Source organism: Flavobacterium supellecticarium, from assembly GCF_004801375.1.
Lineage (GTDB): Bacteria > Bacteroidota > Bacteroidia > Flavobacteriales > Flavobacteriaceae > Flavobacterium > Flavobacterium supellecticarium.
Genome location: NZ_SSNZ01000009.1, coordinates 60,663 through 81,641, shown reverse-complemented (window position 1 = coordinate 81,641; position 20,979 = coordinate 60,663). Strand labels below are relative to the sequence as shown.

21 protein-coding genes and 2 tRNA genes are annotated in these 20,979 nt (G+C 38.9%); 16 read left to right on the top strand and 7 right to left on the bottom strand.

The features are described from left to right. The first annotated feature begins 17 nt into the window (after window positions 1-17). The 13 genes from rseP to E6C50_RS15185 all read left to right on the top strand — a co-directional run bounded on the left by rseP (window position 18) and on the right by E6C50_RS15185 (window position 6,794). Window positions 18-1,343, top strand: coding sequence for an RIP metalloprotease RseP (gene rseP, locus E6C50_RS15245; protein ID WP_136404095.1), 1,326 nt, complete (start codon window positions 18-20; stop codon window positions 1,341-1,343). Window positions 1,344-1,415: 72 nt separating this feature from the next. Next, window positions 1,416-1,489: transfer RNA gene (locus tag E6C50_RS15240), tRNA-Asn, on the top strand. 73 nt (window positions 1,490-1,562) lie between these two features. After that, a tRNA-Asn gene (locus tag E6C50_RS15235) sits at window positions 1,563-1,636 on the top strand. A 49-nt stretch (window positions 1,637-1,685) separates the two neighbouring features. Next, the gene (locus E6C50_RS15230; protein ID WP_136404094.1) at window positions 1,686-1,988 is read left to right on the top strand and encodes a GIY-YIG nuclease family protein; all 303 of its coding nucleotides are present in this window, start codon (window positions 1,686-1,688) and stop codon (window positions 1,986-1,988) included. Between the two features lie 97 nt (window positions 1,989-2,085). Continuing rightward, a complete protein-coding gene (locus tag E6C50_RS15225; RefSeq protein ID WP_136404093.1) occupies window positions 2,086-2,388 on the top strand; it encodes a GIY-YIG nuclease family protein in 303 nt (100 codons plus the stop codon). A gap of 97 nt (window positions 2,389-2,485) precedes the next feature. Next, complete coding sequence (locus E6C50_RS15220; protein WP_136404092.1) at window positions 2,486-2,803, top strand: GIY-YIG nuclease family protein; 318 nt, start codon at window positions 2,486-2,488, stop codon at window positions 2,801-2,803. Window positions 2,804-2,974: 171 nt separating this feature from the next. Further along, a complete protein-coding gene (locus E6C50_RS15215) occupies window positions 2,975-3,169 on the top strand; it encodes a hypothetical protein (RefSeq protein ID WP_136404091.1) in 195 nt (64 codons plus the stop codon). Between the two features lie 29 nt (window positions 3,170-3,198). Further along, complete coding sequence (gene trxA / locus E6C50_RS15210) at window positions 3,199-3,498, top strand: thioredoxin (RefSeq protein ID WP_211089556.1); 300 nt, start codon at window positions 3,199-3,201, stop codon at window positions 3,496-3,498. Between the two features lie 17 nt (window positions 3,499-3,515). Next, the gene (locus E6C50_RS15205) at window positions 3,516-3,725 is read left to right on the top strand and encodes a YgaP family membrane protein (protein ID WP_136404089.1); all 210 of its coding nucleotides are present in this window, start codon (window positions 3,516-3,518) and stop codon (window positions 3,723-3,725) included. Between the two features lie 94 nt (window positions 3,726-3,819). Then, window positions 3,820-5,121 (top strand): NAD-dependent succinate-semialdehyde dehydrogenase, encoded by a 1,302-nt coding sequence (locus E6C50_RS15200; protein ID WP_136404150.1) that lies wholly within the window; start codon window positions 3,820-3,822, stop codon window positions 5,119-5,121. 1 nt (window position 5,122) lies between these two features. After that, a complete protein-coding gene (locus tag E6C50_RS15195) occupies window positions 5,123-5,641 on the top strand; it encodes a nuclear transport factor 2 family protein (RefSeq protein WP_136404088.1) in 519 nt (172 codons plus the stop codon). Window positions 5,642-5,774: 133 nt separating this feature from the next. Further along, window positions 5,775-6,209 carry a hypothetical protein gene (locus tag E6C50_RS15190; protein ID WP_136404087.1) on the top strand — a complete coding sequence of 145 codons (435 nt, stop codon included), beginning with the start codon at window positions 5,775-5,777 and terminating at the stop codon, window positions 6,207-6,209. Window positions 6,210-6,227: 18 nt separating this feature from the next. Next, window positions 6,228-6,794, top strand: a complete 567-nt coding sequence (locus tag E6C50_RS15185) for a globin family protein (RefSeq protein WP_136404086.1) — start codon at window positions 6,228-6,230, stop codon at window positions 6,792-6,794. Window positions 6,795-6,856: 62 nt separating this feature from the next. Here E6C50_RS15185 and E6C50_RS15180 read toward each other — a convergent pair whose 3' ends face one another. Then, a complete protein-coding gene (locus tag E6C50_RS15180) occupies window positions 6,857-7,801 on the bottom strand; it encodes an L-threonine 3-dehydrogenase (protein ID WP_136404085.1) in 945 nt (314 codons plus the stop codon). Window positions 7,802-7,978: 177 nt separating this feature from the next. On the opposite strand from E6C50_RS15180, the gene E6C50_RS15175 reads away from it, so the two are divergent. The 3 genes from E6C50_RS15175 to E6C50_RS15165 all read left to right on the top strand — a co-directional run bounded on the left by E6C50_RS15175 (window position 7,979) and on the right by E6C50_RS15165 (window position 12,616). Continuing rightward, a complete protein-coding gene (locus E6C50_RS15175; protein ID WP_136404084.1) occupies window positions 7,979-8,566 on the top strand; it encodes a hypothetical protein in 588 nt (195 codons plus the stop codon). 68 nt (window positions 8,567-8,634) lie between these two features. Further along, the gene (mfd, locus tag E6C50_RS15170) at window positions 8,635-11,955 is read left to right on the top strand and encodes a transcription-repair coupling factor (RefSeq protein ID WP_394346707.1); all 3,321 of its coding nucleotides are present in this window, start codon (window positions 8,635-8,637) and stop codon (window positions 11,953-11,955) included. Between the two features lie 7 nt (window positions 11,956-11,962). Beyond that, window positions 11,963-12,616, top strand: coding sequence for a DsbA family oxidoreductase (locus E6C50_RS15165; protein WP_136404082.1), 654 nt, complete (start codon window positions 11,963-11,965; stop codon window positions 12,614-12,616). A 79-nt stretch (window positions 12,617-12,695) separates the two neighbouring features. Here the strand turns inward: E6C50_RS15165 and E6C50_RS15160 are convergent, their stop codons facing one another. From E6C50_RS15160 to E6C50_RS15135, 6 genes are all read right to left on the bottom strand, one after another. Continuing rightward, window positions 12,696-15,398, bottom strand: a complete 2,703-nt coding sequence (locus E6C50_RS15160; protein WP_136404081.1) for a TonB-dependent receptor — start codon at window positions 15,396-15,398, stop codon at window positions 12,696-12,698. 245 nt (window positions 15,399-15,643) lie between these two features. Continuing rightward, window positions 15,644-16,159 carry a CPBP family intramembrane glutamic endopeptidase gene (locus E6C50_RS15155; RefSeq protein WP_168732836.1) on the bottom strand — a complete coding sequence of 172 codons (516 nt, stop codon included), beginning with the start codon at window positions 16,157-16,159 and terminating at the stop codon, window positions 15,644-15,646. A gap of 201 nt (window positions 16,160-16,360) precedes the next feature. Beyond that, entirely contained in the window at window positions 16,361-17,971 is a 1,611-nt protein-coding gene (gene pgi, locus E6C50_RS15150) for a glucose-6-phosphate isomerase (RefSeq protein ID WP_136404079.1), read from the bottom strand. Continuing rightward, a complete protein-coding gene (locus E6C50_RS15145) occupies window positions 17,972-19,201 on the bottom strand; it encodes a M23 family metallopeptidase (RefSeq protein ID WP_136404078.1) in 1,230 nt (409 codons plus the stop codon). Window positions 19,202-19,227: 26 nt separating this feature from the next. Then, a complete protein-coding gene (locus tag E6C50_RS15140) occupies window positions 19,228-20,154 on the bottom strand; it encodes a tryptophan 2,3-dioxygenase family protein (RefSeq protein WP_168732835.1) in 927 nt (308 codons plus the stop codon). Beyond that, window positions 20,154-20,930, bottom strand: coding sequence for a DUF3108 domain-containing protein (locus E6C50_RS15135; RefSeq protein WP_136404077.1), 777 nt, complete (start codon window positions 20,928-20,930; stop codon window positions 20,154-20,156). Before E6C50_RS15135 ends, E6C50_RS15140 begins: the two co-directional genes overlap by 1 nt. Window positions 20,931-20,979 lie beyond the last annotated feature (49 nt).

The window sequence follows — 20,979 nt, the reverse complement described above, 5'->3', positions numbered from 1 at the left end:
AAAAAAGTCTTTTAAAAATGATACAATTAGGGCAAATCCTTTTCATACTTTCTGTATTAGTTATCCTCCATGAATTCGGGCATTATATCACCGCCAGAATGTTTAAAGTACGCGTAGAAAAATTCTATCTCTTTATGGATGCGGGATTCTCATTATTAAAAAAGAAGATCGGTGAAACAGAATGGGGAATCGGATGGTTGCCAATTGGCGGTTATGTAAAATTAGCCGGAATGGTTGACGAAAGCATGGACATGGAACAGATGAAGCAGGAAGCACAACCATGGGAATTCCGTTCGAAACCAGCCTGGCAACGTCTTATCATCATGTTGGGTGGTATTATTGTAAACATCCTTTTGGCCTGGTTTATTTACACGATGGTATATGTAACCTACGGTCAGAAATATATTGCCACGGAAGCCATTCAGAAAAACGGACTGGCTTTTGGTGAAACCGGTTTAAATGTCGGTTTTAAAAACGGTGATAAGATTTTAGCGGTAGATGGCAAATACCAGGATCGTTTTAACCGTATGACGCTAGACATCCTTTTGGGAGACAAAATAGACATCGAGCGTAACGGTGAAAAGAAAACGATTATCTTAACCGATCCGCAGAAAGCAGAAATCATAGGAAAAGAAGGTCGTGATTTTATTCAACCGCGTCTTTCGAGCGTGGTAGTCGATTCGGTTACGCCAAAATCGGAAGCTTTTAAAGCCGGATTTAAAAAAGGAGATCATCTGGTAGCGATCGACAACAAAGAGTTTAAATTCTTTGACGAATTGCGCGATAACCTTAACACACATAAAAACGATTCGGTAAGCATTACCGTAATCCGTAACAACGAAAGAGTCAACTTAAAAACTTTAGTAGACAAAGACGGAAAAATTGGCTTTTTACCAACGTTTAAAGACAAAATGGACTTTGAGGTAGTAAACAAATTATCCCTTTTCCAGGCAATCCCGGAAGCCGTTAAAGAATCCTATGCTTTATTGGTTTATAATGTAAAACAATTTAAACTGATTTTACGTCCAAAAACGGAGGCGTATAAACATGTAAAAAGCCCGGTTGGAATTGCACGTGCTTTACCGAATCAGTGGAACTGGGAGTTTATCTGGAACTTTACAGCGTTATTTTCGATCGGTTTGGCGTTTATGAATTTACTACCAATCCCGGGATTAGACGGTGGTCACGCGCTATTTACCATTGCTGAAATGATAACCGGAAAAAAATTAAGCGAAAAAGCGATGGGTCATGTGCAGACTTTTGGGATGATTATCTTACTGACTCTAATGGCCTTAACCTTCGGGAAGGACATCTACCAGCTGATTGCCGACAAATTTTTCTAATTTTTTTAAGCATTTTATTTGCGAGATTAAAATTTCGACTTATATTTGCACCGCAATAAAGGTAACACACCTTCCTCCTTAGCTCAGTTGGTTAGAGCATCTGACTGTTAATCAGAGGGTCCTTGGTTCGAGCCCAAGAGGGGGAGCAAAATAAAAGCCAGTTCAACGCTGGCTTTTTATATCTAACAATAAGTTCTTTTTTGACAAAAAATTACAGTTTCCTCCTTAGCTCAGTTGGTTAGAGCATCTGACTGTTAATCAGAGGGTCCTTGGTTCGAGCCCAAGAGGGGGAGCAAAAAAAATCCTAATCAGAAATGGTTAGGATTTTTTTATTTTTGTAAAATGGACAATTTCGTTTACATTCTCTACTCAAAAAAGCTAGACAAACATTATATTGGCTTTACACAAAACCTTACTCAAAGAATAGAATTTCATTTAAACGATACTCAATCAAGAAAATTCACTTATAAGGCCAATGATTGGGAATTGATTTTCACAATTGAGTGTGAATCAAAAAATCAAGGTTTATCCATTGAAAAACATATTAAAGCAATGAAGAGTAAAATATATATCCAAAATTTACTTCAATATCCAGAAATGAAGTTTAATTTACTCGAAAAATACAAAGGAGCATCTGACTGTTAATCAGAGTCCCGATAGCTATCGGGATTGGTTCGAGCCCAAGAGGGGGAGCAAAAAAAATCCTAATCAGAAATGGTTAGGATTTTTTTATTTTTGTAAAATGGACAATTTCGTTTACATTCTCTACTCAAAAAAGCCAGACAAACATTATATTGGCTTTACACAAAACCTTACTCAAAGAATAGAATTTCATTTAAACGATACTCAATCAAGAAAATTCACTTATAAGGCCAATGACTGGGAATTGATTTTCACAATTGAGTGTGAATCAAAAAATCAAGGTTTATCCATTGAAAAACATATTAAAGCAATGAAGAGTAAAATATATATCCGGAATTTACTTCAATATCCAGAAATGAAGTTTAATTTACTCGAAAAATACAAAGGAGCATCTGACTGTTAATCAGAGTCCCGATAGCTATCGGGATTGGTTCGAGCCCAAGAGGGGGAGCAAAAAAATCCTAATCAGAAATGGTTAGGATTTTTTTTATTTTTGTAAAATGGACAATTTCGTTTACATTCTCTACTCAAAAAAGCTAGACAAACATTATATTGGCTTTACACAAAACCTTACTCAAAGAATAGAATTTCATTTAAACGATACTCAATCAAGAAAATTCACTTATAAGGCCAATGACTGGGAATTGATTTTCACAATTGAGTGTGAATCAAAAAATCAAGGTTTATCCATTGAAAAACATATTAAAGCAATGAAGAGTAAAATATATATCCGGAATTTACTTCAATATCCAGAAATGAAGTTTAATTTACTCGAAAAATACAAAGACGCATCTGACTTTCAATCAGAGTCCCGATAGCTATCGGGATTAGTTCGAGCCCAAGAGGGGGAGCAAAACAAAAAGCCATTCTATCGAATGGCTTTTTGTTTTATACACTTCCCTACCTCAACTTCTTATTTTAAGTAACATTTGTTACATCCAAACTCCATTATTTTTCGTAAATTTATAAAAAACAGAATTTCTCCAATAATGAAAAACCTATTTTCAAACTGGCATTTTATGCGGTATTTCCGTTTGGCCATCGCCTTATTTATGTTTTATACCGCTTATGAAAACCGGGAATGGCTATTTGGTGTGTTCGGATTATTTTTCCTGCTTCAGGCCATTTTTAATTTCGGATGTAACAACAACCAATGCTCCATTCCCAATAAAACCAGACGATAAATAAATCCCAAAATTATACAGTAATAATTATGAGTACTTTTTCAGAAATCATTCAAAAAAAAGAACCCGTTCTGGTCGATTTTTTCGCTACCTGGTGCCAGCCTTGTACCGTATTAGCTCCCGTTTTAAAAGAGGTAAAAGATACCTTGGGCGAAGCGGTTCATATTATTAAAATCGACGTAGACAAAAACCAATCACTTGCCGCAACCTACCAAATCCGAAGCGTTCCTACTATGATGCTGTTTAAAGACGGCCAACAACTCTGGAGACATTCCGGGTTGATTTCCAAAGAGGAATTAATCACTATCATTCGTGCGCATAAAAAGTAACCTTTATCAGTTGTACTATGAGAAAAAATATGGGTAGTATCGACAAAATCATCCGAATTACCATTGCCATTATCTTGTCACTATTGGTATCTACGGAAATTATCACTGGAACAATAGGCTATATCCTATTGATCATCGGTGCTCTATTATTACTAACCGGTCTTTTTAATTTCTGCCCGGTATATTCCTTTTTTAAATACAACACCAGAGTAAGGCGATTAAAATAAACATCTTCGTCGCCATTATCCGTAATGACATCTTATTTTAACAAACTGTTTTTCTGAAAATAAGTATCTTTACTAGCATAGAAAAAAGTTGATGATGGCTACAAATAACATTCCTAAAAAAATAAATACGGCTGCAGTTGCTTTTCAAACCTGGAAAAAAACAGCGCTAACGGAAAGAATTCGGCATATTGAAAATCTAAAAGTAAAACTTTTAGAAAACAAACAGGAATATGCCGAATGGATCAGCAAGGAAATGGGTAAGCCAATTACACAATCCATAGCCGAAGTAGAAAAATGTGGACTTTTATGTGATTATTATATCCATAATGCACCGGCTTTTTTACAAGGTCGAACAATTGCTACGGAAGCCGCAGAAAGCTACGTCACTTACGATCCACTTGGTGTTCTTTTGGGTGTTATGCCTTGGAATTTTCCGTTTTGGCAGGTATTCCGTTTTGCAATTCCATCGATTGTGGCCGGGAATACCGTTGTGGTAAAGCACGCCAGTAATGTTCCGGAAACAGCACAAATCATTGAAACACTTTGTCGCAACAGCGGTTTACCGGAAGGAATCTACCAAAACCTCCCTATTTCGAGTAAAGCAGTGGCCGATGTTATTGCTAATCCGCATATAAAAGCCGTATCGCTAACCGGAAGTGAAAATGCCGGTATTGCCGTAGCCACCGAAGCGGCCAAACACTTAAAAAAATCGGTTCTGGAATTGGGCGGAAGCAATGCTTTTATTGTTTGTGAAGATGCCGATCTGGAAAAAGCCGTAAGCACTGCTGTAAATGCCCGGATGCAAAATGCCGGTCAGAGTTGTATTGCCGGAAAACGATTCCTGATTCAGGAAAGTATTTTCGATTCGTTTCTGGAAAAATATAAAGCCGCTTTTGGTCAGTTAAAAATGGGTGATCCGATGGATCCTACGACACAAATCGGCCCGATGGCCCGGGTGGATCTCGCTCAGGAAGTGGAAAATCAGGTACAACAATCGGTTGCTATGGGTGCCACTATCGCTTTTGGCGGAACCCGCAACGAGGCCTACTTCGACCCGACCATCATTACCAACGTCACAAAAGAGATGCCTGTTTTTAACGAAGAAGTCTTTGGTCCCGTGGCCGCGTTAGTCGCTTTTAAAAACCTGGACGAAGCCATCGCTATTAGCAACAACTCCCGTTTTGGACTGGGCGTTTCGGTTTTCACACAAAATATTGAAGGAATCAAAACACGAATCTCCGACTTTGAAGAAGGTGCCGTTTTTATCAACGAAATGGTTAAATCCGATCCGCGATTGCCATTTGGAGGGATTAAGAAATCAGGATACGGACGGGAATTATCCGAAGAAGGCATTCATGAATTTGTAAACATAAAAACGGTACTAATACAACACTAATATGCAAAAAACAGTATTACTTTTGGCAACAGCCTCGCTTTTTGCTTCCTGCATGAAACCCAGCGAAGAAGCCATTAACGAAGAAAAACAGGAAATCAACATGATGCTGGACGAATGGCATCAGGCTGCCGCAGAAGCGGATTATAACGATTATTTTAACGATCTGACTGACGACGCTACTTATATTGGCACCGATGCCACCGAAAACTGGAATAAAAAAGCCTTCGGCGAATTTGCCAAACCGTATTTTGACAAAGGAAAAGCCTGGATTTTCAAACCTTTACAGCGAAATATTTATTTTAACGAGGATCTTTCGATGGCCTGGTTTGACGAGCTTTTGGACACGCAAATGAAAATCTGCCGTGGTTCGGGTGTCGTAATCAAAAAAGATGGCGAATGGAAAATCAAACATTATGTCCTTTCGATGACCATTCCAAACGATAAAATAAACGATGTTGTAAAAGCAAAAAACGACATTGAAAACAAACTGGCAAGCGAATTAAAAAAACAGACGCCATAGCTTTTTTATAGCTTAAAACCCATTTTTAAAAACCGGATCATTGTATCCGGTTTTTTTATTTCAATTATTTTAAAACCAAAACCGCTTTTTCACCGTAAATAACACTAACAAACATTTAAAACCAAACTATGCCATGAAAATCAACAAAAAAATCAAATGGATTGCAGGTTCTATTTTAGGCATAACGGTGCTTCTTTTTGTAGTTCTCGTTGTTCATATTCTTTTAGTAACCCCTAAAAACTACGACAACAACAGCCTACAACTCAGCCGTATCGATTTTAAAGAACCTATCGATTCTGTTAAAGCAAAACGTATCAACGCGCAACTGCGAAGTATTGATGGCGTAAAAAACACTTTTTTCAACATTCAGGACGGCACTTTAGTTTATTCGCACGATTTAAATAAAGTTGACGCAGAACAGGCATTTGAAGCCCTTATGCAAAAAGGAAACTATCAAGCCGAACGCTTTGTAGTGACCGATGCAATGAAAAACACCGGATGTCCGATCATGGATCGGAATTCGTTTTCCTATCGTTTTTCAAACGGAATACACAAACTATTTAATTAACTATAAAACCAAATTATTATGAAAAACAGTTTAAAAATTACTTTCGCAGGGCTTTTACTTATTGGAGTTGCCACTTTTTATTCCTGTAGCAAAGACAACGACGACACCCCGGTAGTGGTAACGCCGCCTACACTTTACCAGAAATTAGGCGGAACTACTATGGTAGCCGATCCGAACAATCCATCACAAATGATCGAAAAAGGCCGTTTGGGATTGCGCTCCGTTGTAGACAGTACTATTTTTGTTATTGCGGCCGATCCGCAGTTACAACCTTATTTTTCGACCTTACTTTCGGAAGTAGGTTCCGGAAACACCACCAATCTGGCCATCTTAAGTAAAAATTTAACCGACTTCTTTTGTGTGGGTACCGGAGCAAAGAATTTTACCTATTCCGGCTTAAGTATGATGGCCGCACATAATCCGGCGACAAACCCGAGAATGGCGATGAAAGCCAATAATGCCGCAATGGACAAGTTTATCGGCGATGTGGTAATTGGCGCACAGAAGAATAGTGTACCCAACGAACTGATTGGAGAAGTCGGCACACTACTGGAATCCCTGCGAACGCAGGTTGTACAACAATAACTCCATTTTAATTAACCTGCATGCAACAAAAAGGGACTGCTCAAAAACAGTCCCTTTTGTTATTATTTTTTTGAAAGATTTTCCAACATTACCGCAGTCATCTTTTCTAAGTCGAAATCATGTTTCCAACCCCAATCATTTCGCGCACAACTGTCGTCGATACTCGCCGGCCAACTGTCGGCAATTGCCTGACGGAAGTCCGGTTCATAACCAATTGTAAATTCCGGGATCTGTTTTTTAATCGATTGCGCAATTTCTTTTGGCGTAAAACTCATTGCCGAAAGATTATACGATGAACGGATTTTTACATCATCGGCCGGCGCCTGCATGATACTGATTGTCGCTTTAATTGCATCATCCATATACATCATTGGCAAAGCCGTTTCTTCCGAAAGGAAACAGGTATATGCTTTATTTTCCAATGCTTTATAATAAATATCCACGGCATAATCGGTTGTTCCACCACCGGGAGGTGTTGTCCAGGAAATAAGTCCCGGATAACGGATGCTTCTTACATCCACACCATATTTCTGATGGTAATATTCACACCATCTTTCGCCGGTTTGTTTGGAAATTCCATAAACTGTAGACGGTTCCATTACGGTATATTGCGGCGTATCGATTCGCGGTGTTGTTGGTCCGAAAACAGCGATACTGGAAGGCCAGAATACTTTTTTAATTTTTTCGGCTTTCGCCAGATTTAACACGTGGAATAACGAATTCATATTGAGATCCCAGGCAAAAGCAGGATTTTTTTCAGCAGTAGCCGAAAGCAATGCCGCCATAAGATACACTTCATCTACTTTATATTTTTCAACAACTTCTTCAATCTGGTTAAAATCCATTGCATTGACCACTTCGAAAGGACCTGTTGATACAAATTCCTGAGTTCCTTTTCTGATATCGGAAGCAATCACATTGTCATTTCCGTAGATCTGGCGCAATTTAACGGTCAGTTCAGAGCCAATCTGACCACAGGCACCAATAATTAAAATTGTTGTATTCATATTTTTAGTAGTAGCTATATTTTTGACAAAGATAGCGATTCAAAGCTATTTACAACTTACTTTAACTTGTGATTATTTAGGGCGTACGATTAATTTTAGTTAACAAATTCCCATAAAAAAAGAAGTTTTCAATAACATTTGTAAATTTGTTGCTTCATACTAACGACTTTATTAAAAATGAAATATATCGTACCTGTTTTAGCGGTTTTATCCCTTTTTCTTTTTTCATGTAATAACAAAGAGGAACGCGAAACAGCATATATAAAATCCTTACAACGACGGGATTCTGTTTTTGCCGTAATCAACGCCAACTGGAAGTTCGATATTCCGGCTGTAAATCCGAAAGTACAAAGCAAAATTCAGAATTGGCAGGAATGGCGCCAGTTCAAACAGGAATTGGGTCAAAAACCCAAAAGCACCCTTAACGCATTCAAACTAAAAACGATAAATCTGGTTAAAAAATCCGATTCCTTAACGAATAATATTCCGTTTATTTTTGACACACCAGCCGTTAGAAGCCGGCTTTCGACGCTTAACACAAAAATAAAATCGCTGGAAACATTTATCTCGCTGGATTATATACCGACACAAAAAGTGATCACATTGATTCATGAAGTTTCGGAAGAAACAATTTCCATACAGGATCAAATGGCCGAGATCATTTATAAAATGGAAATTCCAAGAGAGGCCGGTGAAACCGAAATGCTTCAGGCATTAGACACTGTTCGTCGTGCACGAGCCGGTTTTACAGAACCGAAACAATAGTTCCCCTTAATCAAAAGTAGTATTCCTTGAAAAACGATATTGTAACCTTATACGAAAAATCGCCCAGGATTAACCAGTTGGCGGAACAACTTCAAAAAAGAGAAGAAAAGATCCATCTAAAAGGATTGATCGGATCGTCGCTTTCGTTTGTCATTCAATCGCTTTTCCAGAAGAGTGATTTACCTTTTTTACTGCTTTTCCAGGACAAGGAAGAAGCGGCCTATTATCTGAATGATCTTGAAAATCTGATCAACGATCAGGATGTTTTATTTTATCCCGGTTCGTACCGTCGTCCGTATCAAATTGAAGAAACCGACAACGCGAATGTATTGCTTCGCGCCGAAGTACTCAACCGTATCAACTCGCGTAAAAAACCATCGATTATTGTTTCGTATGCCGATGCGATTTTCGAAAAAGTCGTTACCCGTAAGGAACTGGACAAAAACACCCTAAAAGTAGCCACCGGTGATAATATCTCGATCGATTTTATCAACGAGGTACTTTTCGAATACAATTTCAAACGGGTGGATTTCGTATCGGAACCCGGCGAATTTTCGGTTCGCGGTGGTATTGTTGATGTTTTCTCATTTTCCAATGACAATCCATACCGGATCGAGTTTTTCGGAAATGAAGTCGATAGTATCCGTACGTTTGATGTGGAAACCCAGTTATCGGTCGAAAAACAAAAAAAGATCACGATCATTCCAAATGTCGAGAATAAATTTTTAAAAGAAAATCGCGAAAGTTTTCTGGACTATATAAGTCCGCAAACGGTAATTTTTATCCAGAACACCGATTTATTATTAAACCGACTGGACAAATTATTCGAAAAAGCCAACGAAGCCTTTCAGAAATTATCATCCGAAATTCAGCATGTATCGCCCGAAAACATGTTCCTAAACCAGCAATCCTTTGTAAAAAGATCATTGGATTTCACTATAGTGGAACTGGCTTCGAAACCGATCTACCGAACTCAGAAAACCGTCGAATTCCATATACAACCGCAACCGTCGTTTAACAAACAGTTTGATTTATTATTAAACAACCTGAACGACAACCATTTCAACGGTTATAAAAACTACCTGTTCTGCTCCAACGAAGGTCAGGCGAAGCGTTTTCATGACATTTTCGAATCGCTGGACGAAACGAATCATGAAGACATCCGCAAACAATATAAAACAATCGTCTCTCCTTTATACCAGGGATTTATCGACGACGAAAACCGTATTGCCTGTTATACCGATCACCAGATTTTCGAGCGGTACCATAAATTTAACCTAAAAAACGGTTATTCGAAAAAACAGACGATCACCCTAAAAGAACTGACCACTTTATCTGTTGGCGATTATGTGACCCATATTGACCACGGTATTGGTAAATTTGGCGGTCTACAAAAAATACAGGTCGAAGGCAAAACGCAGGAAGCCATTAAACTGGTGTATGCCGATAACGACATTGTGTATGTAAGCATTCACTCCCTACATAAGATTTCGAAATACAACGGAAAAGACGGCGCGCCACCCAAAATATACAAATTGGGATCGAGCGCCTGGAAAACCTTAAAACAAAAAACAAAAGCCCGGGTTAAGCATATTGCATTTAACCTAATCCAACTATACGCCAAACGCCGGCTGGATAAAGGCTTTGCTTTTGCACCCGATAGCTATTTACAAGCCGAACTGGAAAGTTCTTTTATTTATGAAGACACGCCGGATCAGTTGAAAGCCACTCAGGATGTAAAAGCCGATATGGAAAATGACCGTCCGATGGACCGATTGGTTTGTGGCGACGTAGGTTTCGGAAAAACGGAAGTTGCGATCCGCGCGGCCTTTAAAGCCGTAGACAACGGTAAGCAGGTTGCGATTCTGGTGCCGACAACCATTTTGGCCTTTCAGCATTATAAAACCTTCCGCGACCGGTTAAAAGACATGCCGGTAAATGTGAATTATATCAACCGATTCCGTACTGCCAAACAAAAAACCGAGATCCTGAAAGAACTCGAAGGCGGTAAACTGGACATTATTATCGGAACCCATCAGTTGGTGAATAAAAATGTAGTCTTTAAAAACCTTGGTTTATTAATTATCGACGAAGAACAAAAATTCGGCGTAGCGGTAAAAGACAAACTCAAAACAATCGCCCAGAATGTTGATACGCTTACCTTAACAGCAACACCCATTCCGCGGACTTTACAATTTTCGTTAATGGCGGCACGAGACTTATCGGTTATCACCACGCCACCACCCAATCGTTATCCAATCGAAACCCATGTGGTTGGCTTTAACGAAGAAGTGATCCGTGATGCGGTTTCGTATGAAATCGAACGTGGCGGTCAGGTTTATTTTATCAACAACCGAATCGAAAATATCAAGGAAGTAGCCGGAATGATTCAGCGACTTGTTCCCGGTGCCAGAGTTGGCGTAGGTCACGGTCAGATGGACGGAAAAAAACTCGAAGAACTGATGCTTGCTTTTATGGATGGTGAATTTGACGTATTGGTCGCTACCACCATCATCGAAAGCGGATTGGACGTTCCGAATGCGAATACGATTTTTATCAATAATGCCAATAATTTCGGACTATCGGATCTACACCAGATGCGTGGTCGTGTAGGGCGAAGCAATAAAAAAGCGTTTTGTTACTTTATCTGTCCGCCGTATTCGGCAATGACAGAAGAAGCCCGCAAACGTATCCAGGCGCTGGAACAATTTAGCGAACTGGGAAGTGGTTTTAACATCGCGATGAAAGACCTTGAAATTCGTGGTGCCGGTGATTTATTAGGTGGTGAACAAAGCGGGTTTATCAACGAGATCGGTTTTGACACCTATCAGAAGATCATGAACGAGGCGATCGAGGAACTAAAAGAAAATGAATTCAAGGATTTATATCCGGAAGACAACGATATCGAAACCAAGGAATATGTAAAAGACATTCAGATCGACACCGATTTTGAGCTTTTATTCCCGGACGAATACATCAACAATATTTCGGAACGTCTGAATTTGTATAACGAGCTGAGTATTATCAAAACGGACGCCGATTTACAGGCCTACGAACAAAAACTAATCGACCGTTTCGGACCCTTACCAAGACAGGCCGTAGCCTTACTAAACAGCATCCGCATTAAGTGGATCGCAACGAGTATTGGTATTGAAAAACTGGTATTAAAACAAGGTAAGATGGTGGGTTATTTTGTAGCCGATCAGCAATCGGATTTTTACCAATCGAACCGCTTTCATAAAGTACTCCGTTTTGTCCAACAACAGGGTAACTTATGTAAGATGAAAGAAAAAGAAACCAAAAATGGTCTTCGCCTGTTACTGACATTCGAAAATGTAAAATCGATAAAACGGGCTTTGGAGTTAATGGAAATGATGCATCAAAATTAAAAGAGCTATGAAAATAGAAATATGGAGTGACATTCGTTGTCCGTTTTGTTATATAGGAAAAACCAAATTCGAAAAAGCCTTAGCACAATTTGAACACCGCGACCAGGTGGAAGTAAGCTGGCGTGCATTTCAGCTGGATCCGGAAGCGGTGACCGACACCACGATATCGGCGGCGCAAAGCATGGCCAACCGTAAAGGCATTAGTTTGGCAGAATCGGAAGAAATGCACGAGAATGCTACCGAAATCGCCCGAGAAGTTGGATTGGATTTTCATTTTGAAAAAGCTGTTCCGGCCAATAGTATGAAAGCACATCAATTATCAGCATTGGCCAAAACCAAAGGCGTACAGAATGAAATTGAAGATGCTTTATTCCGTGCCTACTTTACCGAAGGCAAAAATATTGATGACATCCCTACGCTAATTACGATTGGAGCAAGCTATGGATTATCGGAAGCCGACATCCGCGCGGTATATGAAAATGATTTATTTGCCGAGGAAGTAAAAGCCGATCAGCAACTGGCATATCAATATGGCATTAATTCGGTTCCTTTCTTCGTTTTAAACAACAAATACGCGGTTAAGGGTGCTCAACCTGTCGATCATTTTTTAGCGACCTTAAATGGCGTTTTTCAGGAAATGAATCCATCGTCCGGATCGTAATTAGACACCAATAAAAAAAGCATAAAAAAACCTCCCAATCAATAGATCGGGAGGTTTTCTTATTATAACGGATAATTAATTAAAAGTTATAGCGTAACGATACGTTCCAGGTTCTTCCAAATCCGAAATACCCTTGGTTACCATCTGCAATACCTTTATATACTCTTCCGGTAGACTGATATGTCCCCTGAGCAGGATTAGTATTGTTTACGTTAGCTGTAGTTTTGATATTACTGGTTAACTCCGATAAGTAAATTTCGTTAAACAGGTTGTTCACATTGATACGGAACTGAACCGAGTTCTTTTTATCTTTTCCAACCAACATTTTGTATGAGAATCCGGCATCAACCAGATTATAGGATGGCAATTCCAGGTTATCTTTTACAGCACCTACGTTTGCATATAATTTGGAATAGTTTCTCCAGTCAGCATCGAAAGATAAACGCTCTACGATTTCGTATTTGAATCCGGCACCAAAAGTAGTCTGCGCAGCGTCACCCACTTTACCTCCGTCTACATCTTCTCTTTTCTCATCCAAAGTGTTTAAGCTCTCATCTCTTTGAGTCGTTACCACTTCGCCTTTATATTTCCAGTTTCCAACCGATGCAAATCCTTTGATTTCCAATTGACGGAATGGTTTTGCGATAAGGTCTAATTCCAATCCGGTGTGTACTTGTTCAACACCCTGATTAGTTTTATAGATCAAGCTTCCTGCAGCTACCGGTGTAGTTCCGATAACACCGTCGGCAGTTGTGGTACTAGATGTTGTTGTAACTCTGTCTTTCCAGGTTGTTCTGTAGGCATTAAGATTCGCGCTTAAGAATTTCGATTTAAAGCTATAACCTGCTTCCAAACCTAATATTTTCTCATTAGACGACAATGGATTTACCGCATTCGTAAAGTTTAAGTAAACATTATCGTGGTATGGCTGTCTGGAATAGTATCCGGCATTCACGTAAATTGAATTGTTTTCGGTGATGTTATAACTACCTCCGGCTTTTACGTTATACCCCCAGTTGTTAACTTTTTCGGATTTTTGAAATTCCGGTAAATAATCGTAACGATCTTCACGTGAGTGTGACTGGTTTGAGGCTGCTCCCTGGAAGAAAGCCGATACTTTATCGTCTGAATATTCTAACTGACCGAATACACCGCCGTATGTAATTGTTTCGCTGTAATCGTAATCGATCCTCTGGTTTTCCGCCATCGTACTAAACATCGATGTCCATGGATTCGTTCCCATCTGATCCGTTACCGTATTGAATACCGGTGCCGTAACCGTTTGGTGTGTATTATCGCGTAACGATCTTGATTCTGTCCAGCTGTTTAATCCTAAGAAATTCGAAACCTGTCTGTAGTGCGTACCGTTATACGTTCTTAAATCCAAACCAACATTTAAGTTTAAGTTTTTCGTTAACTCTGTTTTAAGGTTCGACACCAATCCATACCAAGAGTGGTTGTTCATAGAAGAACGGATAATGTAATTGTTGTTTGGATTACCATCACCGTTTGCAGCAGTCTTGTTGAAAGCATAGATTCCATCGAAATCGATCTGACCATCCGGAGTTCTTAACTTAGCACTACTTTTACCGTAGTTACCCGTTCCTCCTCCACGTCCCCATGAAGCATATAATACAGTTGATAATTGTGTTTTATCACTGATGTTAAAATCCCAGTTAAAGTTAGCGACCGGTTTGTGATAGAAATTGGTTCTTTCCGACAGGTATTTTCCGTTTAGAGTTCCCCAGTTATCGTTAAATCTTCTTCCTTTATCCAAATACGTTTTGATTGTTTTGGTAAAGTTCTGATCGTGCTCCTGTGGCGCACCAGTCAGTAAGAAGTTAAAATTGTGTTTGCTGTTTGGCTGATATCCTACGGAGATAAAATAACTTTGTCCTTCACCTTTTGTTCCGTAGTTATACCCATCTCCCTGCCAATGAGAGAACATAACGCTCATACCCCATCCTTTGGCATTCATACCGGTATTATATCCGATAGTAGATTTAAAATAATCGTTATTTGCTAATCCGAAAGAAGCAAATCCACCTTGTCTTTTATCGGTTGCTTTTGTAATAAAGTTAACGGTACCTCCAACTGAAGAGATCGCTAATTTAGAGGATCCCAAACCTCTTTGAATCTGGATTCCATTAGCGATATCTGACATTCCGGACCAGTTAGACCAGTATACTTTACCATCTTCCATACCATTAATTGGCTGACCGTTTAATAAGAAAGCGGTATTATCCTGTGCAAAACCACGAACATTCACTCTGGAATCTCCAAATCCACCTGCCTGACCGGCGACGTAAACGGAAGGAGTGTTTACTAAAGTTTGTGTAATATCGGCTGAGCCAACTTTTGCCTGAATTTCAGAAGCCTTGATCGTCGAAACAGCAATAGGCGTTCTTCTGTCTTTTGCTAAGTCGATTACCCCTTTTCCTACTACTACAATATCCTCTAACGTATTGGAATCCGATTGTAATTCTACATTTCCGATTACAATAGTTTTTCCGGCTTCACCTTTAAAAGCAATGGTTTTTGCGGCATACCCGATAAAAGAGATAATTAATTCACCGGATTTAGCATTGGTAGTCAATGTAAATTTACCATCGAAATCGGTAGTCACTCCTTCGTTGGTCCCTTTCACAATAACACTGGCACCCGGAAGCGATCCTTTCAGTTCGCCATCGGTAACAGTACCTGTAATTTTAGTTTGCGAAAAAGCTACTGTAGACACCAGTGAAACTAGTGTTAACAATAACCAAGTCTTCAAATTTTTCATCTTGTAGTTGTGTTTTAAAATTTTACTGCAAAGTTTGGTCATTTATTTTCACACTGTGTTAATTTAATGTTAACAAACGTTAATAATTTATATAATTATCACATTTTCACCCCATGAAAGAGAAATATTTATTTTTTAACCATTATTTAACTTAAAGAATAGATACTATAAAATTTTAAGCCCGAAAAAGCAATAATTGTTATTTTATCAACACTAAAAAAGCGATTTATAAAGACTATTATCTTTTATACTTCGACATCTAAGACATTATTAATTAGAAAACTAACAAAATTCAACAATGCGTGTAGTACCATAATTGCAGCTACTGCAAATCCTGTAGTGTATTTTTTAAAAAGCAGGTAATAAAATGCCAGAGCCGCTCCCATAATGATAGCAAGACCCCTATAAATTGTATTGTATCCATGCTCCATCCCAAATACTAATGCCGATACAATTAATGCCATTTCTTTAGCGTACCTTGATCGAACCTTCAGACAAAGTTCTATAATACCATACTGAAAAATAAGAGTTTCAACGACAGGCGCCAGAATAACTGTCAGCACAAAGATCCAAACCGGATCTTTCCCTTCTAAAAATTCTATGGTCAAAGCATCCTCCTTTAGACAGTTTCCTATAACGGAAAGGAGGATCGTTAGCAAATACAGCACAAAAAAAGCGGTTACAAACAATCTTATTTTACTCAATGTGTTGTGAAAGTGGTAGATTCTTCTCAGAATCTTAAAATTTAAAAAAGCGCTCATACTTATTATCTTTTGCTGTATAAACAAATGGTATGTCTTTAATGCAAGAGGAAAAAAATATGATTTAAAAGACATCCAATAATGGGGAAGTAACGAGCTGTTTTTAATTTCAATCCATAATGAATTAAAAAAACAGCTACTTGAAAGATAAAAATGAAATTCTGCTATGGCAGAATTTCATTTTTATCTTTTAGAAGTCTCTTATTTTAAATAATTCCGTAAAAGGAATTCTGTGGAACTATCGTGCAATCCGACTTCGTGATTGTTAATTTCTTTTAAAATCGTATTGGCAAGTGATTTACCGTATTCCACGCCAAACTGATCATAACTAAAGATATTCCAAATGATACCTTGTACAAAAATTTTGTGTTCGTACATCGCAATCAGACTTCCTAATGTTTCCGGGGTTAGTTTAGTAATAAGCAACGTATTTGTAGGTCGGTTACCGTCGAACAATTTAAAAGGAACCAGATCGTTATTTTCATTTGTATCCCTAATGACTTCCGCTTCGGTTTTACCTTTAAGCAAAGCTTCGGTTTGCGCAAAGAAATTCGACATCAATTTATCGTGATGCTCCGTATTCCCATGTAAAGATTCCTTAAATCCGATAAAATCGGCTGGAATCAATTTGGTACCCTGATGAATCAATTGAAAAAAAGCATGCTGTGAATTACTTCCCGGTTCACCCCATACAATTGTTCCGGTCTGATAATTGACCGGATAACCGTCACGGCTCACTTGCTTGCCATTACTCTCCATAAAAGCCTGTTGCAAATACGGAACGAGTTTTTTCAGATAATCGGAATAGGGAATAATAGCTTCGGTTTCGGCTTCAAAAAAGTTATTGTACCAGATGCTGATAAACGCCAGAATAGCCGGCATATTACGATCGAAAGCCGCTGTTCTGAAATGCGTATCCATTTCATTGGCTCCTTTTAAAAGGGATTCGAAATTTGCATTCCCAATGGCCAGACTAATCGAAAGTCCGACAGCACTCCACAATGAAAACCGTCCGCCAACCCAATCCCACATCGGGAAAACATTGTCTTCAGAAATTCCAAATTCGGCTACCTTTTCCAAATTTGTCGAAACCGCAACAAAATGATCCGCAACCGCTTCCTGAGGCGCTGTTTTTAGAAACCATTTTTTAATTGTTTCAGCATTGGTAAGAGTCTCCTGAGTTGTAAAGGTTTTGGAAACAATAATAAACAGTGTGGTTTCCGGATTGAGGTGCTTTAATTTTTCAGTCACATGATCGCCATCGATATTTGAAATAAAATGTGCATTCAGATGATTACTGTAAAATTGCAGCGCTTCCACTACCATATTTGGCCCAAGATCCGAGCCACCAATACCGATATTTACGATATCGGTAAAATCTTTTCCGGTATAGCCTTTTTTAGCTCCGCTGATCACTGCCTCCGAAAACGATCGGATGTGTATTTTAACGGCTTCGATTTCCGGGATTATGTTTTTACCGTCGACAAGTATTTCGGTTTCCTTCGATCGCAAAGCCGTATGAAGTACGCTTCGATCTTCGGTACGATTAATTTTATCTCCGGAAAAGTAGTGTTCGATTGCTGCTTTTAGTCCGATTTCTTCGGCGAGTTCGGCAAAAAGGTCCAGCGTTTTTTTTTCAATGCGATTTTTGGAATAGTCCAGCAAAAAGTCGCTCCAAAGCAGGTGTAGTTTTTCTGCCCGTTGTGTATCGGCCGCAAAAAGATCCTGCATTTTCACATACTGCATTTCGTTAAAATGCGCACGTAATTTTTGCCAGGCAACGGTTCCTGTAGGATTTGTATTCTCTAACATCTATTCTCCAAACTTAGCAATTGAAACACTGTCTAATTCTTTTTTAAGCGGTTTGATATACTCCATATACCGCGCTTTGTATTTTGCATTCATTGGTTCCGAATTCGGAAGTTTTTGGCGTAAGGGATCCACCTGAATACCGTTTTTCCAAAAACGATAACACACGTGAGGTCCTGTTGCCAGTCCGGTACTTCCCACTCTTCCGATCACATCGCCCTGTTGTACACGTTGTCCCTGACGAACGAGTATTTTGGACATGTGCAGGTATTGCGTAGCATAGGTACCATTGTGTTTTACCTTTACAAAGTTACCATTTCCTGCGGTATATCCGGTGCGTTCTACCACTCCGGACGCAGTTGTCATAATCGGGGTACCAGTTGGCGCAGCATAATCCGTTCCGTTATGGGCTTTCCACTTTAACTGAACCGGATGGAACCGGCTTTTGGTAAATCTAGAAGTAATGTTTACGAATTTAAGCGGTGCTTTTAAAAACATATTTTTCAGCACTTTTCCTTCCTCATCAAAATAATCAACTCTTTTGGAATTCGGATCCTGTTTAAACGGAAAGGCGTATATTTTTTTGCCTTTGTATTCGAAATAGGAAGCATCAATACTTTCAATTCCGGCATAAATGGTATCACTAATATACTTTTCGTTAATCGTCACCGCAAATTTATCCCCTTTTTGAATTTTAAAGAAGTCGATCGACCAGGCATAAATACGGGATAATTCCGGAGCAAGTGCAGCGGATACCCCTGCATTTTTTAAGGTTTCCGACACCGATCCGTCGATAGCCGCAGCAATCGTTCTTCTTTTAATCGTAACCGGTCGTTGTTTTTTATGAACTACAATCGAATCCCTAAGATCCACCACATAATAGGTCATCCGATCCGGCTGGTAGATAAACACCTTCAGATCGTGTGGTGCCGTTTTGTTTTGTAACAATGTATAGGGTTTGCCAATCCTGATATCGCGAACATTAAAGCTGTCTTTTATTTTTTCATTAATTTCATGAATCCGGGCAGCGTCAAAGTTTTGCGACCCTAGAATCTTCCCGAAGCTATCGCCTGATTTCACGGTATCGTTAACCACTTTAAAATCGTTAAGCGTAAATCCGTATTCGACCAGGATTTTTTCTTTTTTTACCGCGGGTGCTTTAACTTCCTTTTCTTCTTTTTTATTACAGGCAAATAATGTTGTTAATACTAATATGATGGCAAAATATTTCAATTCAAGTAGGTTTAGTGGTTATTCTTTTATTCTCCCCATTTTTCCAGTTCTTCGTCCGACCAAAGTTCCGGGAAAAATATCCTTCTTTGGTATTTGGGTAACATATATTTTTTCCAATCACTTCCTCCGGTTGCTTCCTGTGTGCCGGGCACACTTTCGATATATTTTACCGCTGCATTATAATGGCCCATCACCCAGGTAATGTTCACCGTTTTATCGTAATGCCGCATGGCCTGAATCAAGGCTTCATTTTTTTGATCGGCTTCCGGCAGTTGTTTGAATTTACGCCACAGATTTATGGTATTAAATTCTTCCATATGCGCCAGGAAGGATTTTTTATATTTCTTTTCAAATTCTTTGATCAGATACGATTTTTCACCGGTTTTATAATCTTTTCCGGCAGCCTGCCAATACAAATGTTCGAAAGCGTGCTCATACGGTGTATTCCTGTCGATTGTTGCCCGGAAACGGTGGTCGATCAAATTGATCAAATCGGTAGAAGCAAACTCAATGAGACGGTATTGGGCACTTTGAAAACCACTGGCCGGTGTTAATGTATTTCGGAATTTCAGATACTGATCAACCGCCATTCCTTCTTTCATAATATCAAAAGAAGTGGTTAACATATCGAAATAACGACTGATACGCATTAGCTTATCGGTAAAAAGCACGGTAGTCAGTTCGTTACAATGAGCTACCTGATTGATCTCCCAAAGTATCATTTTAAAAAGCAATTCGTTTACCTGATGGTACATAATAAAGACCATTTCATCGGGTAACGTGGTTCTTTGCACCTGCAGACTCAAAAGCGGATCCGTTTGAATATAGTCCCAATAGGTAATTGGTTTTGACCAAAGCATCCCTTCTAAATGGGTTTCTGTCTTTTGGTTTATCGCTTTATATTTTGCATCAATTTCATCAATCTTACTCTGGATCTCTGAGGTTATTTTCATTATGGTTTTACTTTAATTTTGAAAGAATTTTTCAGTCCCTTGAATTCATCCAAATCGGCTTTCAACGAACCTACAGCCAAACTTGCCTTTATACGTATCGGCAAACGATTCTCATCATCTGATATCCAAACGGTTAGACTCTCCTGCTCTTTAAAAACACGGCCAGCCTGCACATACGGACGGAATATCATCGTGGAAATGGTCCCAAATTTAGTTTTTAAATCTTCTCTACCGAGAAACTTTAGCTTAAATTTAAAGGTTTCATCATCAAAAAACATATCAATGACGATCGACTCACCTTCTTTTAACTTGTCAATTTGGGGATGGTTTCGCAAATAATAGAATGAAGATACGATATCCTGGACATTTTCAGGTACAGAAAACGTGTTTTCGGTGTTCTTTTCATAATCTTTCACAAAAACTGTTTTTTTTGTTTGATTAAAAAACCCCTCCTGATTTTTCTTATACCCTCCTTCGTTTATTTTTCTTACAAACTGGTACGGACGCCCGGTTTGCTTGTCGATATAGCTTTGATAATCGTCTTCCACTTTGAAGAAAAATTTGGTCATCCCGGTCGTATAACCGTTACCCATTATGTGGAATACTTTTTTATTGTTTTTGACTGCTTCCTTAACTTCCAGAGTAGCATAACCCGCATTTACGATTCCATAGTGAATCCGGAATTTAAACCATTCACCGGTTGTAAAAGCAGAATCCTTCTGAGCAAAGGATGTAACTGTTATCAGGAGAAGAAATAATAGGGCCGCTTTTTTCATGGTCTCTTTTTTAAACATTCGTTATAACAAGTTACAATTTCTGTTCCAA

Coding starts and splice junctions, on each gene's coding strand:
- rseP (WP_136404095.1), top strand. CDS start 18: ATGATACAATTAGGGCAAATCCTTTTCATACTTTCTGTATTAGTTATC.
- E6C50_RS15230 (WP_136404094.1), top strand. CDS start 1,686: ATGGACAATTTCGTTTACATTCTCTACTCAAAAAAGCTAGACAAACAT.
- E6C50_RS15225 (WP_136404093.1), top strand. CDS start 2,086: ATGGACAATTTCGTTTACATTCTCTACTCAAAAAAGCCAGACAAACAT.
- E6C50_RS15220 (WP_136404092.1), top strand. CDS start 2,486: ATGGACAATTTCGTTTACATTCTCTACTCAAAAAAGCTAGACAAACAT.
- E6C50_RS15215 (WP_136404091.1), top strand. CDS start 2,975: ATGAAAAACCTATTTTCAAACTGGCATTTTATGCGGTATTTCCGTTTG.
- trxA (WP_211089556.1), top strand. CDS start 3,199: ATGAGTACTTTTTCAGAAATCATTCAAAAAAAAGAACCCGTTCTGGTC.
- E6C50_RS15205 (WP_136404089.1), top strand. CDS start 3,516: ATGAGAAAAAATATGGGTAGTATCGACAAAATCATCCGAATTACCATT.
- E6C50_RS15200 (WP_136404150.1), top strand. CDS start 3,820: ATGGCTACAAATAACATTCCTAAAAAAATAAATACGGCTGCAGTTGCT.
- E6C50_RS15195 (WP_136404088.1), top strand. CDS start 5,123: ATGCAAAAAACAGTATTACTTTTGGCAACAGCCTCGCTTTTTGCTTCC.
- E6C50_RS15190 (WP_136404087.1), top strand. CDS start 5,775: ATGAAAATCAACAAAAAAATCAAATGGATTGCAGGTTCTATTTTAGGC.
- E6C50_RS15185 (WP_136404086.1), top strand. CDS start 6,228: ATGAAAAACAGTTTAAAAATTACTTTCGCAGGGCTTTTACTTATTGGA.
- E6C50_RS15180 (WP_136404085.1), bottom strand. CDS start 7,801: ATGAATACAACAATTTTAATTATTGGTGCCTGTGGTCAGATTGGCTCT.
- E6C50_RS15175 (WP_136404084.1), top strand. CDS start 7,979: ATGAAATATATCGTACCTGTTTTAGCGGTTTTATCCCTTTTTCTTTTT.
- E6C50_RS15165 (WP_136404082.1), top strand. CDS start 11,963: ATGAAAATAGAAATATGGAGTGACATTCGTTGTCCGTTTTGTTATATA.
- E6C50_RS15160 (WP_136404081.1), bottom strand. CDS start 15,398: ATGAAAAATTTGAAGACTTGGTTATTGTTAACACTAGTTTCACTGGTG.
- E6C50_RS15155 (WP_168732836.1), bottom strand. CDS start 16,159: ATGAGCGCTTTTTTAAATTTTAAGATTCTGAGAAGAATCTACCACTTT.
- pgi (WP_136404079.1), bottom strand. CDS start 17,971: ATGTTAGAGAATACAAATCCTACAGGAACCGTTGCCTGGCAAAAATTA.
- E6C50_RS15140 (WP_168732835.1), bottom strand. CDS start 20,154: ATGAAAATAACCTCAGAGATCCAGAGTAAGATTGATGAAATTGATGCA.
- E6C50_RS15135 (WP_136404077.1), bottom strand. CDS start 20,930: ATGAAAAAAGCGGCCCTATTATTTCTTCTCCTGATAACAGTTACATCC.